Origin of the sequence: Methylopila turkensis (assembly GCF_027922325.1) — a bacterium.
Lineage (GTDB): Bacteria > Pseudomonadota > Alphaproteobacteria > Rhizobiales > Methylopilaceae > Methylopila > Methylopila turkensis.
The window spans coordinates 219,256-231,832 of the sequence record NZ_BSFL01000002.1 but is presented as its reverse complement, the minus strand read 5'-3'; the positions used below and the strand labels follow the sequence as shown (position 1 = coordinate 231,832).

Genomic DNA, 12,577 nt, shown 5'->3' with positions numbered 1-12,577 from the left:
CCTTGGCGCGCAGTGACGTAGGGGAAATTTCGTATGTGTGGTCGCTACGCCCAGACGACGGACGTGAAGGCGCTGGAGGCTCTGCTGGGCGCGGTCGCAGTCGCCGACATCGCGCCGCGCTTCAACATCGCGCCGACGCAGCCTGCGGCTGTGGTGCTGACCGAGGACGGCGAGCGCCGCATCGCGCTGCACCGCTGGGGGCTCGTGCCGGGCTATGCGAGCGACGAGCGCTCGACGCCGCTGCTGTTCAACGCGCGCGCCGAGACGCTGGCGCAGAAGCCGGCGTTTCGCTCCGCGCTGCAGCGCCGCCGCTGCCTCGCGCCGGCGGACGGGTGGTACGAGTGGCGGGCGGTCGGCCGCTTCAAGCAGCCCTACCTCGTGCGGCGGCGCGACCGGGCGCCCTTCATGTTCGCGGGGCTGTGGGAAAGCTGGACCAGCTCCGAGGGCGCTCAGCTCCGGTCGATGACCATCGTCACCGTGACCGCGAACCAGGATCTCGCCGCGATCCACGAGCGCATGCCGGCGGTGCTGCCGCCGGAGGCCTGGGACGCCTGGCTCGACACCCGGGTCGACGGGCGCAGCCTCGCCTTGCGCGGTCTGCACCCGGCGCCGGTCGGTGATTTCGAAATGGTCGCGATCGGCGCGCGGGTGAACCAGACGTCCAACGACGATCCGCAGGTTCAGGAGCCGGTCCAGGAGCCCGCCGAGCCGCTGGAGCTGGCGCAGCCGCGCCTGATCTGACGCGCCGTCAGCCCTTGGCGACGACGCCGGTGCGGTCGCGCCAGCGGATCTTGTAGGCGTCCTCGATCTCGCCAGGGCGGACGCATTCCGGCGGGATGCGCACGGCGTACTCGCGCTTCACCCAGCGGCACGCTGCATAGCCGTGCGCGCCGGCGTAGCAGATCTGCTCCTTGTAGGGCGCGGTGACGATCTGCGCCGGTGCGCAATCGCCTTCGTGAAGCGAGCCGGCCTTCGCGCCTCCCGTCACGATCAGCTGAAGCATGATCGCGATCATCATACGTCCGGCGAGACGGCTCATCGGGCTACTCCTGTACACAAACGCGCCCGATAGTGGCCTTTTCGCCGTTAAGAGCGCGTTTCCGCCAGAACGACTCCCGGATTGAAGACGCCCTTGGGGTCGAGCGCGCGCTTCACGGCCCGCATGAGATCGAGCTCGACGTCCGACTTGACGTCCTCCAGCAGGCCGCGCTTCAGCCGTCCCACGCCGTGTTCGGCCGCGACCGAGCCGCCATGCGCGGCGACGACCGCGTGCACCACGCGGTTCATCGCGTCCCAGCCCGCGAGATACTGCGCCTTGTCGGCGCCGACCGGCTGCGAGACGTTGAAGTGGATGTTGCCGTCGCCGATGTGCCCGAAGGCGACCACGCGCGCCTCTGGCAGATGGGCCTCGACCGCCGCCGTCGCTTCCTCGATGAAGGCGGCGACGCGGGCAAGCGGCACCGAGACGTCGTGCTTGATCGAGCCGCCCTCGTGCCCCTGAACCTCCGACAGGCCGAGCCGCAGCCGCCAGAACGACGCGCTCTGCTCGCCGGACGCCGCGATCGCGGCGTCGTCGACGACCCCCGCCTCGAACGCCTCCGCGAGGATCGCCTCCAGCGTTTCGCCGAGGCCCATGGCGAGCGGCGAGGACAATTCCAGCAGAATGTACCAGGGATGAACCGCCTCGAGCGGGTCGCGCGCCCCGGCCATGTGGCGCAGCGTGAAGTCGACGCCGATGCGGGGCATGATCTCGCAGCCGGTGAGCGCCGGACCGGCGTGGAGGCGCGCGATCTGGAACAGGGCGAGAGCCGCCTGCGGCGACGAGAGACCGACGAAGGCCGTCGCCGTTTCCCGCGGCGCCGGGAAGAGCTTGAGCACTGCGGCGGTGACGATCCCAAGCGTTCCTTCGGACCCGATGAAGAGGTGCTTCAGGTCGTAGCCGGTGTTGTCTTTGCGGAGACGGCGCAGGCCGTTCCAGACGCGCCCGTCCGGCAGCACCGCCTCGACGCCGAGCACGAGGTCGCGAGTGTTGCCATAGGCGAGCACCGCGGTGCCGCCGGCGTTGGTCGCGATGTTGCCGCCGATCGTGCAGGTGCCCTCCGAGCCGAGGCTGAGCGGAAACAGCCGCCCGGCGGCCTCCGCCGCCTCCTGCGCGCGCTGCAGCGTCACGCCGGCCTCGACCACCATCAGATTGCCTTCGGCGTCGACCTCGCGGATGCGATCGAGCCGGGCGGTTGAGAGCAGGATGGCGCGGCCGCTCCCGTCCGGGGTCTGTCCGCCGACGAGGCCGGTGTTTCCGCCCTGTGGCACCACCGTCGTCCCCGTCTCATGGGCGAGCCTTACGATGGCCGCGACCTCGTCGACGCTGCGCGGGGTCAGCACGAAGGCCGCGCGCCCCTGGTACAGCCCGCGCGGCTCCACGAGCTTGGGCGCGGCGGCTTCAGCGTCGAGCTGGTCGCGCTCCGCCACCAGCGCCCTGAAGCGCGCGGCGACCTCGTGCGGCATGGTCTCGGACATCGCGTTCTCCTCGGCTCGCTGGCTTCTTTTTATCTACGGCATGGTCCGCGGCGCCGCGGCGCGGGCCAGCCGGTCGCGGATGGCTTCACCGAGCCCGGTCGACGGGATCGGGGCGACGGCGATCGTAGGCGCGCCGCTGGCGTCCAAAGCGCGCAGGGCCGCGAACAGCCGGGCGGCGGCTTCCGCGAGATCGCCGGACGGGCTGAGGTTCTCGATCGCGGCCGCCTGATCGGCCCCGTCTGGAAGCGGCCCGAAGGCGAGCAGGGCTTCGCCGGGGGCGACGCTTCGGGCGTCGAGCCTGACCGCCGCGTTTGGTGCGTAATGCGAGCCCAGCAGGCCAGGCGCGATCGGGCGCCCGCTCTCTTCCGCTTGCACAAGCGGTCGTCCGATCACGGCCTCGATGGCGTCGCGCGCGAGGCCGCCGGGCCGCAGCAGCCGGACCTCTTCGCCGAGGCACGCGACGATGGTGGATTCGACCCCGACGACGGTCGGCCCGCCGTCGATGACCGCGTCGATCCGGCCGTCGAGATCCTCCAGAACGTGCGCGGCCGTCGTGGGGCTGACGCGGCCCGAGAGATTGGCCGACGGGGCGGCGATCGGCCGTCCGGCGGCGGCGAGCACCGCGCGGGCGAGGGCGTGGTCCGGGACCCGCAGCGCGAGCGACGGGAGGCCGGACCGCGCGATGTCGCTGACGGGGCCGCCGTGGCTCGCGGGGACCACGATCGTCAGCGGTCCGGGCCAGAACGCCTGCGCAAGCCGCCGCGCGTCGGCGTTGAACAGGCCAAGTTTCAAGGCGTCGTCCGCCGACGCCGCATGCGCGATCAAGGGGTTGAACGACGGACGGCCCTTCGCGGCGTAGAGCGCGGCGATCGCGAGCCCATCCGTGGCGTCCGCGCCGAGGCCGTAGACGGTCTCGGTCGGGAACGCGACGAGGCGGCCCGCCGCGAGCAGCCTGCCAGCCTCAATGGTCTCGTCCGGACCCAGCCGGCGGGTGGCGCGTTGGTCTTGGGCGTGTGACACAGCTTCTCAACTCGAAAGTCGCCGTGGTTTTGAGCCGAGCGGCGTCGCTCCGCAACCCTCGGCCGCGGTTTCCCCGCCACGACGCGCCCGAGCCCCGTACGAAGCCGCCCGGCGGCTCCCCTGCGAAGGCCCAAGCCCATGATCCGGCCGTCGTCGATCTTCGCCAGCCGAACCCGCGACATGCGCCTCGCGCTGAAGGTGGCCGTGGCGGCGGGCCTCGCCTTCGTGCTCGCCACTCTGGCCCAACTGCCGCAAGGCTACTGGAGCGTGATCACCGCGGTGCTCGTCGTCCAGGGCAGCGTGGCGGGCACCATCGTCGCCGCACGGGAGCGTGCGGCCGGCACGGTGGTGGGCGCTTTTTTCGGAGGAGCCGTCGCGCTGCTGCATCCGCAGACGGTGCTCTCCACGTCGCTCGCGCTGTCGCTCAGCGTCGCCGCTCTCGCCTTTCTCGCCGCCGGCCGTCCGGCGCTCAAGGTCGCGCCCGTCACGGCGGCGATCCTCATCGTCGCGACGGCGAGCCCCGGCGGCTCGTTCGACCTCGTTTACGAGCGGATCGCCGAGATTCTATTGGGCTGCGTGATCGGCATCGCCGTCACCTTCGCGATCTTCCCGACCAAGCTGCACCACGAACTGACCAGCGAGGCCGAGGAGATTGCCCGCGAGATCGCGGGTCTCCTCGGCGACCTGATGAACTGGGCGTCGAACCCGAACGACGCCCACAAGCTGCTCGGAGCCCATGACCGCATCCGCCGTCGGCTGTCGGCCTTCGAGCGGGCGGTTCTCGACGCGCGCAAGGCGCCCGGGTCGAGCGCGCTCGGCCAGCAGCGCGGCGCTCTGGTGCGGGCGCTCTGGCGCGTCCGCAATGACAGCGCCGCCATCGGGCGGGCCTGCGCGGCGATTGCGAGCGCCGACATGCCAGACGTGAAGGCGGCCGCGAAGGCCGCGCTCGCCGACGCGTCGCAGCGTCTCATGGCGGCGGCGAAGGGGCCGCACGCCGCCGTTCCACCCCCCGCGCCCGAGATTCGCAGGCGGCTCGACGAGGCGGTCCAGGCGTTGCGGGTCGCCGGCGCCGAAACGGGGCGCGATCCGGCCCGCGCCATGGCGGCGCTCAGCCTCGCCTATTCGCTTGGCGCCCTCGACGGCAACGTCGCCGCGCTGGCCGAACGCCTGAGCGAAGCGCGCGCCGCGTGATCCGGCGTCAGAAGCCGAGAGTGAGCTTCTCGGTGTGCTCCACCCGCGGCGGCTCTGCGAAGTGCGGCCCGACCAGTCGCCGCCACTCCTGAAACTCCTCCGAGCCGCGGAACCCGACGGTGTGATCCTCGACCGACTCCCAGTCCACGATCAGCCTGTAGCGGCTCGGATGCTCGATCGAGCGCTGGATCTGCATGCCGCGGCAGCCCTTCGACCGCTTGAACAGCGGGACGGCTTTCGCCGCCGCGGCTTCGAACGCGGCCTCCGAGCCCGGCTTCACGTCGATCTCAGCGATTTCCCAAATCATCCGACCCTCCTCGATAGCCATCCAAGGCTTCATAGCGGGACGGGCGGCGGCGGTCATCATGCAGCGCGAGTGACGTCGTGCTTTCGTCGCACGTCGGAACTTCCAAGTTGCGCGGGAGTTTTTCTACCGACACAAGAGACGAGACGCCGCACAGGCCCTCGGATCGAAACGTTGTCAGGAGAGTTCGCGTGATGCATCCTCTTGCTGGAACGCACATCGCATTCTGGATGACGGCTATGGCGTTTTGGACGGAAGCGCTCCGTCGCTGATATAGACCCGTCACAGCGTAATTTCTTTACGCTTTAGTTGAATATGAACGGGTGGGCCGCTTCGGTGCCCCGCCCGTTCATGCGCATGGCTATGAACGGGTGGGCCGCTTCGGTGCCCCGCCCGTTCATGCGCATGGCTATGACAGCCATATCTCCAGCGTACCCTTGCGAGGAGCGATCCGGCGGTTCCGGAAGTCCTGCGTCAGCGGAGCGGAGCTCCGGCTTGACGCGCCGCGCAGCGCGCGTTCGAGCGTCCCGACCGCAAGTTGGTCGTCGTCGTAGTAGTAGCGGACCGTGTCCCGCCGCACGGCGCGGGGGACGCCCCGGATGCCCGCCACCTCGACGCCGTCGTCCTGCAGCGCCTGCGCGAGGGCGTCAGCGCGGGCGCGGGCCGTGGGATCACCAGCGCGAACATGAATGAACACCCGCACCGGGCCCGGCGCTGCGGTCGCTTCGGCGCCCGGGTCCGCGTTCGCAGTTTCCAAAGGCGGCGTCGCCCCTGGCCGTTCCGGCGCGTCGGTTGACGTCATGACGGCCGCGCGCTCGCGGGCGGCGTTCGAACTCTCCTCCACCGGAGTGTCGTCTCTCGCCGCGGGCTCAGAGCGTTCGGTCGGGGCGCGCTCGGCGTTCCCCGGGTCAGACAATGGGGCGGCAAGGTCCGCCACCTGCTTCTCAAGCGTCTTTCGCCGCTCCACAAGCTCGGCGATGCGCTTCTCCTGTTCAGCGACTTCTTCCGCCTGCGCTGCGCGCTCGTGCGACAGCCGCCGGACGTCCTCATCGAGTTTCGCGCGATCCCCGGCCGCCTGCGGCGGCGCGGCGTCAACCGATCCGGCCGAGGTCGGCGCGGGCGCCCAGGCGAACGCAACCCAGCCCCCGGCAGCCAACGCTATGATCCCAGCCCCGAACAGGGCGCTGGCAGGATTGCGCGCGCGCTCGCGCCGGCGGCGCTCGCGCGCCACGAAAGCAGCCGCGCCGATCGGCCGTGCGGCGCCGCCGCCCGAGGCCATGCGAGCGGCGAGCGGATCGACCGTCACCGGCCCATCCCCGCGCCGCGGAGCTTCGCTTCCAGTCACGTCTGAGTCCTCCGGAATCGCCGCGCCCTCGACCTAGAACGCCTATCGACGCCAAAACAGGCGAACCGCGCCGGAATTTTTTTGACCTCTCCGGCAGTCGAGGAAGCTGCGCCCCCCTCGACGCTCCCTTCCGATAATCCCGCGACAACATGTCGGACGGCGCAAACGCATGCCAGCGATGCGCCGTGCTGCGTTGCAATAAAGATCGCGGGTGGGATACGTTCTCAACGTGCCCGGCGGTTGTCGGGCGCAGCCCTCCTTGGGCGTTTCCTCCCTAGACTTGGGCCGGCGCAAGCCGGCCTTTTTTTCTTGGAGGCGCTTATGGCAAGCCCAAATCCAATCTGCGCGGACGCCTTCGTCGAGTCCGCCGCCGAACGCCCGGCCGAGACCGCTCCATTCGGCGCCGCAGCAGGCCAGTTCGCGCTTGCGGTCGGCGGACTGGCGCTCGGCACCGGCGAGTTCGCCGCGATGGGCGTGCTGCCCGGCGTGGCGCGCGACGTCGGCGTGTCCATTCCCGCGGCCGGCCACACCATCAGCGCCTATGCGCTCGGCGTCGTGGTCGGGGCGCCCGTCCTTGCGATTCTGTTCGCCCGCACGGCCCGGCGCGCGCTGCTGGTCGGCCTGATGCTGCTGTTCGCCCTCGCCAATCTCGCGAGCGCGCTTGCGCCGGGCTATCTCTCGCTCAACGCCGCGCGCTTTCTCTCCGGTCTGCCGCATGGCGCCTATTTCGGCGTGGCCATGCTGGTGGCGGCTTCGCTCGTGCCGGCGAACCGCCGCGCGCAAGCGGCCGGAAACGTCCTGCTCGGCCTGTCGATCGCGAACGTCGTCGGCGTGCCGGCGGCGACCTGGCTCGGACAGGAATTCGGCTGGCGGGCGACGTTCATCGCGGTCGCGGGCCTCGGGATTCTGACGGCGGCGCTGGTCCGCGCGTTCATTCCCGCGGTTCCGGCGGCCGCCGGCGCGAGCGCGCGGCGCGAACTCGGCGCGTTCCTCAGGCCGCAGGTCTGGCTGACCCTCGGCGTGGCGGCGATCGGCTTCGGCGGCATGTTCGCGGTCTACAGCTACATCTCGCCGACGCTGACCGAAGTGACCGGCCTCGACGTCGGCGCGGTGCCTTTGATGCTCGGCGTGCTCGGGCTCGGCATGATCGCGGGCAACATCGCGGGCGGCTATTTCGCCGACCGTGCGCTCAAGGCCGCCATCCTCGGCGCGCTGGTGTGGAACGGCGCGGTGCTCGCGCTTTTCGTGGTGACGTCGTCCTCGGTCTGGCTCGCGGCCGTCAACCTGTTCCTGATCGGAGCCTGCATCGCGATCGGGCCTGCGCTGCAGACGCGGCTGATGGACGTCGCGGGCGAAGCGCAGACGCTTGCGGCGGCGCTCAATCACTCCGCCTTCAACCTCGCCAACGCGCTCGGCGCATGGCTTGGCGGCGCGGCGGTGGCCGCCGGCCTCGGCTGGACCGCGCCGGGATGGGTCGGCGCGCTGCTCGCCGTCGGCGGCCTGGCCATCGCGCTGCTGTCGTTCTGGCTCGAGGCGCGCGAAAAGCGCGCGCTGCGGGCCGCCTGAGCGGTCTCACGACCTCACGCCGCGTCGAGATAGGGCAGGGCGCTTCTCAGGTCGTCGACGAACCGGGCGTATTCCTGCCGTTTGCGGGCCTCGTCCGGCAGGCGCAACAGGTAGGACGGGTGGACGGTCACCAGCACCTCCGCGCCGTCGGCGCGCCGCAGGATATGGCCGCGGGCTTCCCCGACCTTCACCGCCTTGCCCAGCACCGCGCGCGCGGCGGTCGCGCCCATCGCGACCACCAGCTTCGGGCGGATCGTCGAGATCTCCTGATCGAGCCATCGGCCGCACGCCGCGATCTCGCCCGGAGCCGGCGTCTTGTGCAGCCTGAATTTCCCCCGCGGTTCGAACTTGAAGTGCTTCACCGCATTGGTGACGTAGACCTTGCGTCGCTCGAGGCCCGCCTCGACGGCGGCGCGGTCGAACAACGCGCCCGCGGGACCGACGAACGGACGTCCCGCGACGTCCTCCTTGTCGCCGGGCTGTTCGCCGACGACCACCACCGCCGCGTCGGCGGGGCCCTCGCCGAACACGGCCTGCGTCGCGGGCTCCCAGAGCGGGCAGGCGCGGCAACCGTCGACGGCGTCGCGCAACCGGCCGAGCGCGTCCGTGTCGCGGTCGACGGTCGGGGCGTTGTGAGCCATGAGGCGCTGCCCTTTCTTGGGTTCAGGGGGCGGGGCGTCCACCATCTCCGCGGTCACGCGCGCGGCGGACGCGATCAGGGGACGAATGAGCGAGGCCTCCGGAAGGTTGCGCCAGTATTTCTTCGGCATTTCGGAGCGCATGGCGGCGACCTTGAGCCGCGCCGGGTTGAAGATGCTCGCGTAATAGGTGCGCCACACGTCCTCCAGCGCGTCTTCGGCCGGGGCCTCGCTCCGGGACGCGCTGGCCGAGAAACTGAGCTCCTGACTGTCCCAATGCGCCGAACGCTCCGGCGTGAGGATTGTCCAGCGCATGGCGGCGAAGCGGCGGACGAAGAATGGCGCGGTCGCCTCCACGATATGATGCTCGGGCTCGAACCAGGCGACGAACCATGGGCCGTTGTCGGTCGCGACCTCGCGGAAGCGAACGAAGGCCGTCATCTTGTGCTTGTCGCGCCGCACGGCCTTCGCGAGCCCGCGCAGGCGCGCCACGTCCGGATCGGCCTCGTCCTCGATCAGGTGGCGGCGGGCCACGACGCGCGTCAGGAGACGATAGCCGAGGTCGAACCGGCCCGGATCCGAATGAAGCAGCGCGGTCTCGGCGAGGTCGAGAAACGCGCGGGGCACATGGACGGCGCCGTTCTCCGGAGCGACGGGCGGCAGGGGCTCTGTCTGCGCGAACAGGTCGTCGCCGCCATCGCCCGCGCTCCAGATGACGGCCTCCGGCGGCACGCGGGCGGCGAGCAGGCGCCGCGCCGCGGATCGCCAGCCCGCGACGTCGGCGGGCCCGTCGAGCGCGACCCGGCGCGGCGTCATAGCGCCAGCGCCATCTGGCGAGGTCGCGGCGCGAGCCGCTCGCGCAGGCCGGGGCCGTCCAGCAGGCTGATCGACGGGCGGTGGTCGGCGAGCGCGATGAAGGGAAGCGCCTTTTCGACCGGCGCCCGCATGCGCCGGAGGTCCTCTACCCGCAGCGCGCGGAAGCGTCGGGCGGACAGGATGCGGTCGACCACCGTCTTGCCGAGCCCCGGAACGCGCAGCAGCTCCTCGCGGGAGGCGCGCTGCACGTCGAGCGGGAAGCGGTCGCGGCGCCTCAGCGCCCAGGCGAGCTTCGGATCGACGGCGAGGTCGAGCATGCCGCCAGCCTCCGTAATTTCGCCGACGGAGAAGCCGTAGAACCGCATGAGCCAATCGGCCTGATACAGCCGATGCTCGCGCATCAGAGGAGGGGCCGCGAGCGGCAGACTGGCGCTGGCGTCCGGAATCGGGCTGAAGGCCGAATAGTACACCCGCTTCAGCCGGTAGGACCCGTAGAGATTCGCGCTCGTTCCGAGGATGGCGCGGTCGTCCGACCCGTCGGCCCCGATGATCATCTGCGTGCTCTGGCCCGCCGGCGCGAAGCGCGGCGCGCGCTTGTCCGCCTTCGCCTCTTCGATCCGGCTGCGCAGTCCGCCCATGGAGCGGCGCACGGCGCGCAGGTCCTTCTCGGGCGCGAGCCGCTTCAAGCTGGTCTCGCTTGGCAGCTCCACGTTGATCGATAGACGGTCGGCGTAGAGCCCGGCCTCCGCGATCAGCTCCGGCGACGCGTCCGGGATCGTCTTGAGATGAATGTAGCCGCGGAAGCCGTGGTCGACGCGCAGCGCCTTCGCGACCCGCACCACCTGCTCCATGGTGTAGTCGGGGCTGCGGATGATCCCCGAGGACAGGAACAGCCCTTCGATGTAGTTGCGGCGGTAGAAGTCGAGCGTCAGCTTCACCGCCTCCTCCACGCTGAAGCGGGCGCGCGCGACGTTGCTGCTCGACCGGTTGACGCAATAGAGGCAGTCGAAGGCGCAGGCGTTGGTGAGCAGGATCTTCAGCAGCGAGATGCAGCGCCCGTCGGGTGCGTAGGAATGACAGATGCCGGCGCCTTCCGTGGAGCCGATTCCGCGCGCCGGACCGCCCTTCACGCCGGCGGAATGGCGTTTTTCCGTTCCGCTCGAAGAGCAGGACGCATCGTATTTTGCGGCGTCCGCGAGGATGGCGAGCTTGGCGGCGATGTCCACGAGATAACGTCTCCGGCGAGGGAGCCGTAGCATACGTTCATATTTTGTTCCATTCAACCCGCGGAGATCGTCGTGTCAGGCGGGCTCGCTTAAGGTGAGAAAGACTGATGCCGGATCGCAGGGGGCACGCACGTTGAGCGTCGAGACCTCGGCCGCGCGATCGGCCGTCATGCGGGCGGTGAAGGCGCGCGACACCAAGCCTGAACGGACCGTGCGCCGGCTCGCGCATGCGCTCGGTTACCGGTTCCGGCTGCACCGTAAGGATCTGCCCGGCACTCCCGATCTTGTTTTCCCGACGCGGAAGAAGGTCGTTTTCGTCCATGGCTGTTTCTGGCACGGGCATGACTGCGCGCGCGGCGCCCGGACGCCGAAGGCGAACGCCGACTACTGGCGGGCCAAGGTTGAGCGGAACCGCGCGCGCGACGCTCGCGCTGTGGACGATCTCGCCGCCCTCGGCTGGGAGGCGCTGGTGCTGTGGGAGTGCGCGCTCAAGGACGCCGACGCGGTAGCCTGCCTGTTGCGCGGCTTTCTCGGCGCGCCTGGCGCGGCGCGCGATTCCTCGAAACCGTAAACGTTCGATAAGCTTTTGGTCTGCTAAGCCGTCGTCAGATCCGTGGCGCGACCACTTGCGAGGATCACGATGGCTTTCATCCTGTCGGACACGATGCGGTCCACGGCGTCAGAAGCGCAGCGGATGGCGCAGGGCGACGACGAAGGCGCTCGGCTCCGGGCGCTCGATCGCTACGACATTCTCGAGACGCCGCGCGAAGAGACGTTCGATCGCATCACGCGTCTCGCCCGGCGCATCTTCGGCACGTCGACGGCCTCCGTCACGTTGGTCGACGGGCATCGGCAGTGGTTCAAGGCGCGCGAAGGTCTGGACGCGACCGAGACGCCACGCTGGCCGGCCTTCTGTCACGCGACCGTAAAGCGAGCCGCTCCGCTGGTCGTGACGGACGCGTCGATCGATCCGGACTTCGCCGAAAATCCGTTCGTCGTCGGCGATCCCCGCATCCGCTTCTACGCCGGCGCGCCCCTCATGACGCCCGACGGCCACGCGATCGGCGCCCTCTGCGTGATCGATCAGCACCCCCGCGCGTTCGGACGCGCCGAAGTCGCGATCCTCGAAGATCTGGCGAAGATCGTCATGGACGAGATGGAGCTGAGGCTGCTCGCCACGCAGGATGCGCTGACCGGGGTGCTGTCGCGCCGCGCCTTCCGCGAAGAGGCCGAACGCGCGCTGCGACTGGCGGTGCGGCATGGCCACGACCTGTCGATTCTCATGGTCGATCTGGACCGGTTCAAGAGCGTCAACGATCGCTTCGGCCACGCCGCCGGCGACGCGGTGCTTGGGCGCTCGGCCGCGGCCTGCGTCGGTCAATTGAGGGGATCGGACGTCATCGGCCGCCTTGGCGGCGAAGAGTTCGCTATCGCGCTGCCCCATGCTGGCGCACGCGCGGCGCTCGAGGTGGCCGAACGATTGCGTCAGGCGATCGTGGCCGAGACCCACACGTTCGGCGGCGCGACCATTCAGATGACCGCGAGTTTCGGCGTGGCCTCCCGTGGACCGTCGTCGGCGGACGTCGACGAACTGCTGCGGGACGCCGACGCGGCGCTCTACCTCGCGAAGGCGCAAGGGCGGAACCGGTGCGTCGCCGCGGGGTCCGAGGAGAGGGAGACGGAGGCGACCGGCTTCAGCCGGGTGCTCAAGAACGGCCGCATCCTGACCGGGCATGGCGCCGCCGCCGTCGAATGCACCGTGCGTTCGCTGTCGGGCCGCGGCGCCCGCATCGACGTTTCAAGCGCCGCCGAGGTGCCGGAACGCTTCGACCTCGCCATCGGGGCCGAAGACTTAGCCCACCCGTGTCGCGTCGTGCGCGTGGCGCACAGGCATATCGAGGTCGAGTTCCTGTAACCGCGACCTCCGGCGCCGATGCGCGGACAGGCTGGACCC

The 12,577-nt window shown here is 70.3% G+C and carries 12 protein-coding genes; 5 read left to right on the top strand and 7 right to left on the bottom strand.

From position 1 onward, the window contains the following. Window positions 1-33 precede the first annotated feature (33 nt). Complete coding sequence (locus PKE78_RS07735; RefSeq protein WP_271200299.1) at window positions 34-741, top strand: SOS response-associated peptidase; 708 nt, start codon at window positions 34-36, stop codon at window positions 739-741. Between the two features lie 7 nt (window positions 742-748). Here the strand turns inward: PKE78_RS07735 and PKE78_RS07730 are convergent, their stop codons facing one another. The 3 genes from PKE78_RS07730 to PKE78_RS07720 are packed head-to-tail and all read right to left on the bottom strand — an operon-like array spanning window position 749 to window position 3,537. Further along, on the bottom strand, window positions 749-1,039 hold the full coding sequence (locus PKE78_RS07730) for a hypothetical protein (protein ID WP_271200298.1): 291 nt from the start codon (window positions 1,037-1,039) through the stop codon (window positions 749-751). 47 nt (window positions 1,040-1,086) lie between these two features. Next, a complete protein-coding gene (locus PKE78_RS07725; protein ID WP_271200297.1) occupies window positions 1,087-2,517 on the bottom strand; it encodes an FAD-binding oxidoreductase in 1,431 nt (476 codons plus the stop codon). A gap of 33 nt (window positions 2,518-2,550) precedes the next feature. Continuing rightward, window positions 2,551-3,537: an L-threonylcarbamoyladenylate synthase gene (locus tag PKE78_RS07720; protein ID WP_428981242.1), complete on the bottom strand. Its 987-nt coding sequence runs from the start codon at window positions 3,535-3,537 to the stop codon at window positions 2,551-2,553. A 138-nt stretch (window positions 3,538-3,675) separates the two neighbouring features. On the opposite strand from PKE78_RS07720, the gene PKE78_RS07715 reads away from it, so the two are divergent. After that, window positions 3,676-4,728: an FUSC family protein gene (locus PKE78_RS07715; RefSeq protein WP_271200296.1), complete on the top strand. Its 1,053-nt coding sequence runs from the start codon at window positions 3,676-3,678 to the stop codon at window positions 4,726-4,728. A gap of 7 nt (window positions 4,729-4,735) precedes the next feature. On the opposite strand, the gene PKE78_RS07710 is transcribed toward PKE78_RS07715, so the two are convergent. Both PKE78_RS07710 and PKE78_RS07705 read right to left on the bottom strand, forming a co-directional pair. Beyond that, window positions 4,736-5,035 (bottom strand): antibiotic biosynthesis monooxygenase family protein, encoded by a 300-nt coding sequence (locus PKE78_RS07710; protein WP_271200295.1) that lies wholly within the window; start codon window positions 5,033-5,035, stop codon window positions 4,736-4,738. A gap of 406 nt (window positions 5,036-5,441) precedes the next feature. Next, on the bottom strand, window positions 5,442-6,311 hold the full coding sequence (locus tag PKE78_RS07705) for a hypothetical protein (RefSeq protein ID WP_271200294.1): 870 nt from the start codon (window positions 6,309-6,311) through the stop codon (window positions 5,442-5,444). 387 nt (window positions 6,312-6,698) lie between these two features. Between PKE78_RS07705 and PKE78_RS07700 the strand changes: the two genes are divergently transcribed. Continuing rightward, window positions 6,699-7,943: an MFS transporter gene (locus tag PKE78_RS07700; RefSeq protein WP_271200293.1), complete on the top strand. Its 1,245-nt coding sequence runs from the start codon at window positions 6,699-6,701 to the stop codon at window positions 7,941-7,943. Between the two features lie 14 nt (window positions 7,944-7,957). Here PKE78_RS07700 and PKE78_RS07695 read toward each other — a convergent pair whose 3' ends face one another. Together PKE78_RS07695 and PKE78_RS07690 are read right to left on the bottom strand one after the other, a co-directional pair. Beyond that, window positions 7,958-9,397: a UdgX family uracil-DNA binding protein gene (locus tag PKE78_RS07695; protein WP_271200292.1), complete on the bottom strand. Its 1,440-nt coding sequence runs from the start codon at window positions 9,395-9,397 to the stop codon at window positions 7,958-7,960. After that, window positions 9,394-10,623: a putative DNA modification/repair radical SAM protein gene (locus PKE78_RS07690; RefSeq protein WP_271200291.1), complete on the bottom strand. Its 1,230-nt coding sequence runs from the start codon at window positions 10,621-10,623 to the stop codon at window positions 9,394-9,396. Before PKE78_RS07690 ends, PKE78_RS07695 begins: the two co-directional genes overlap by 4 nt. A 133-nt stretch (window positions 10,624-10,756) precedes the next feature. Here PKE78_RS07690 and PKE78_RS07685 point away from each other — a divergent pair, with 133 nt between their 5' ends. Beyond that, window positions 10,757-11,194 carry a very short patch repair endonuclease gene (locus PKE78_RS07685; RefSeq protein ID WP_271200290.1) on the top strand — a complete coding sequence of 146 codons (438 nt, stop codon included), beginning with the start codon at window positions 10,757-10,759 and terminating at the stop codon, window positions 11,192-11,194. Window positions 11,195-11,263: 69 nt separating this feature from the next. After that, entirely contained in the window at window positions 11,264-12,538 is a 1,275-nt protein-coding gene (locus PKE78_RS07680) for a GGDEF domain-containing protein (protein ID WP_271200289.1), read from the top strand. The last annotated feature ends 39 nt before the right edge of the window (window positions 12,539-12,577 follow it).

What these genes read in the sequence shown, in the direction of transcription:
- PKE78_RS07735 (WP_271200299.1), top strand. Translation starts at nt 34, where the DNA reads ATGTGTGGTCGCTACGCCCAGACGACGGACGTGAAGGCGCTGGAGGCT.
- PKE78_RS07730 (WP_271200298.1), bottom strand. Translation starts at nt 1,039, where the DNA reads ATGAGCCGTCTCGCCGGACGTATGATGATCGCGATCATGCTTCAGCTG.
- PKE78_RS07725 (WP_271200297.1), bottom strand. Translation starts at nt 2,517, where the DNA reads ATGTCCGAGACCATGCCGCACGAGGTCGCCGCGCGCTTCAGGGCGCTG.
- PKE78_RS07715 (WP_271200296.1), top strand. Translation starts at nt 3,676, where the DNA reads ATGATCCGGCCGTCGTCGATCTTCGCCAGCCGAACCCGCGACATGCGC.
- PKE78_RS07710 (WP_271200295.1), bottom strand. Translation starts at nt 5,035, where the DNA reads ATGATTTGGGAAATCGCTGAGATCGACGTGAAGCCGGGCTCGGAGGCC.
- PKE78_RS07705 (WP_271200294.1), bottom strand. Translation starts at nt 6,311, where the DNA reads ATGGCCTCGGGCGGCGGCGCCGCACGGCCGATCGGCGCGGCTGCTTTC.
- PKE78_RS07700 (WP_271200293.1), top strand. Translation starts at nt 6,699, where the DNA reads ATGGCAAGCCCAAATCCAATCTGCGCGGACGCCTTCGTCGAGTCCGCC.
- PKE78_RS07695 (WP_271200292.1), bottom strand. Translation starts at nt 9,397, where the DNA reads ATGACGCCGCGCCGGGTCGCGCTCGACGGGCCCGCCGACGTCGCGGGC.
- PKE78_RS07680 (WP_271200289.1), top strand. Translation starts at nt 11,264, where the DNA reads ATGGCTTTCATCCTGTCGGACACGATGCGGTCCACGGCGTCAGAAGCG.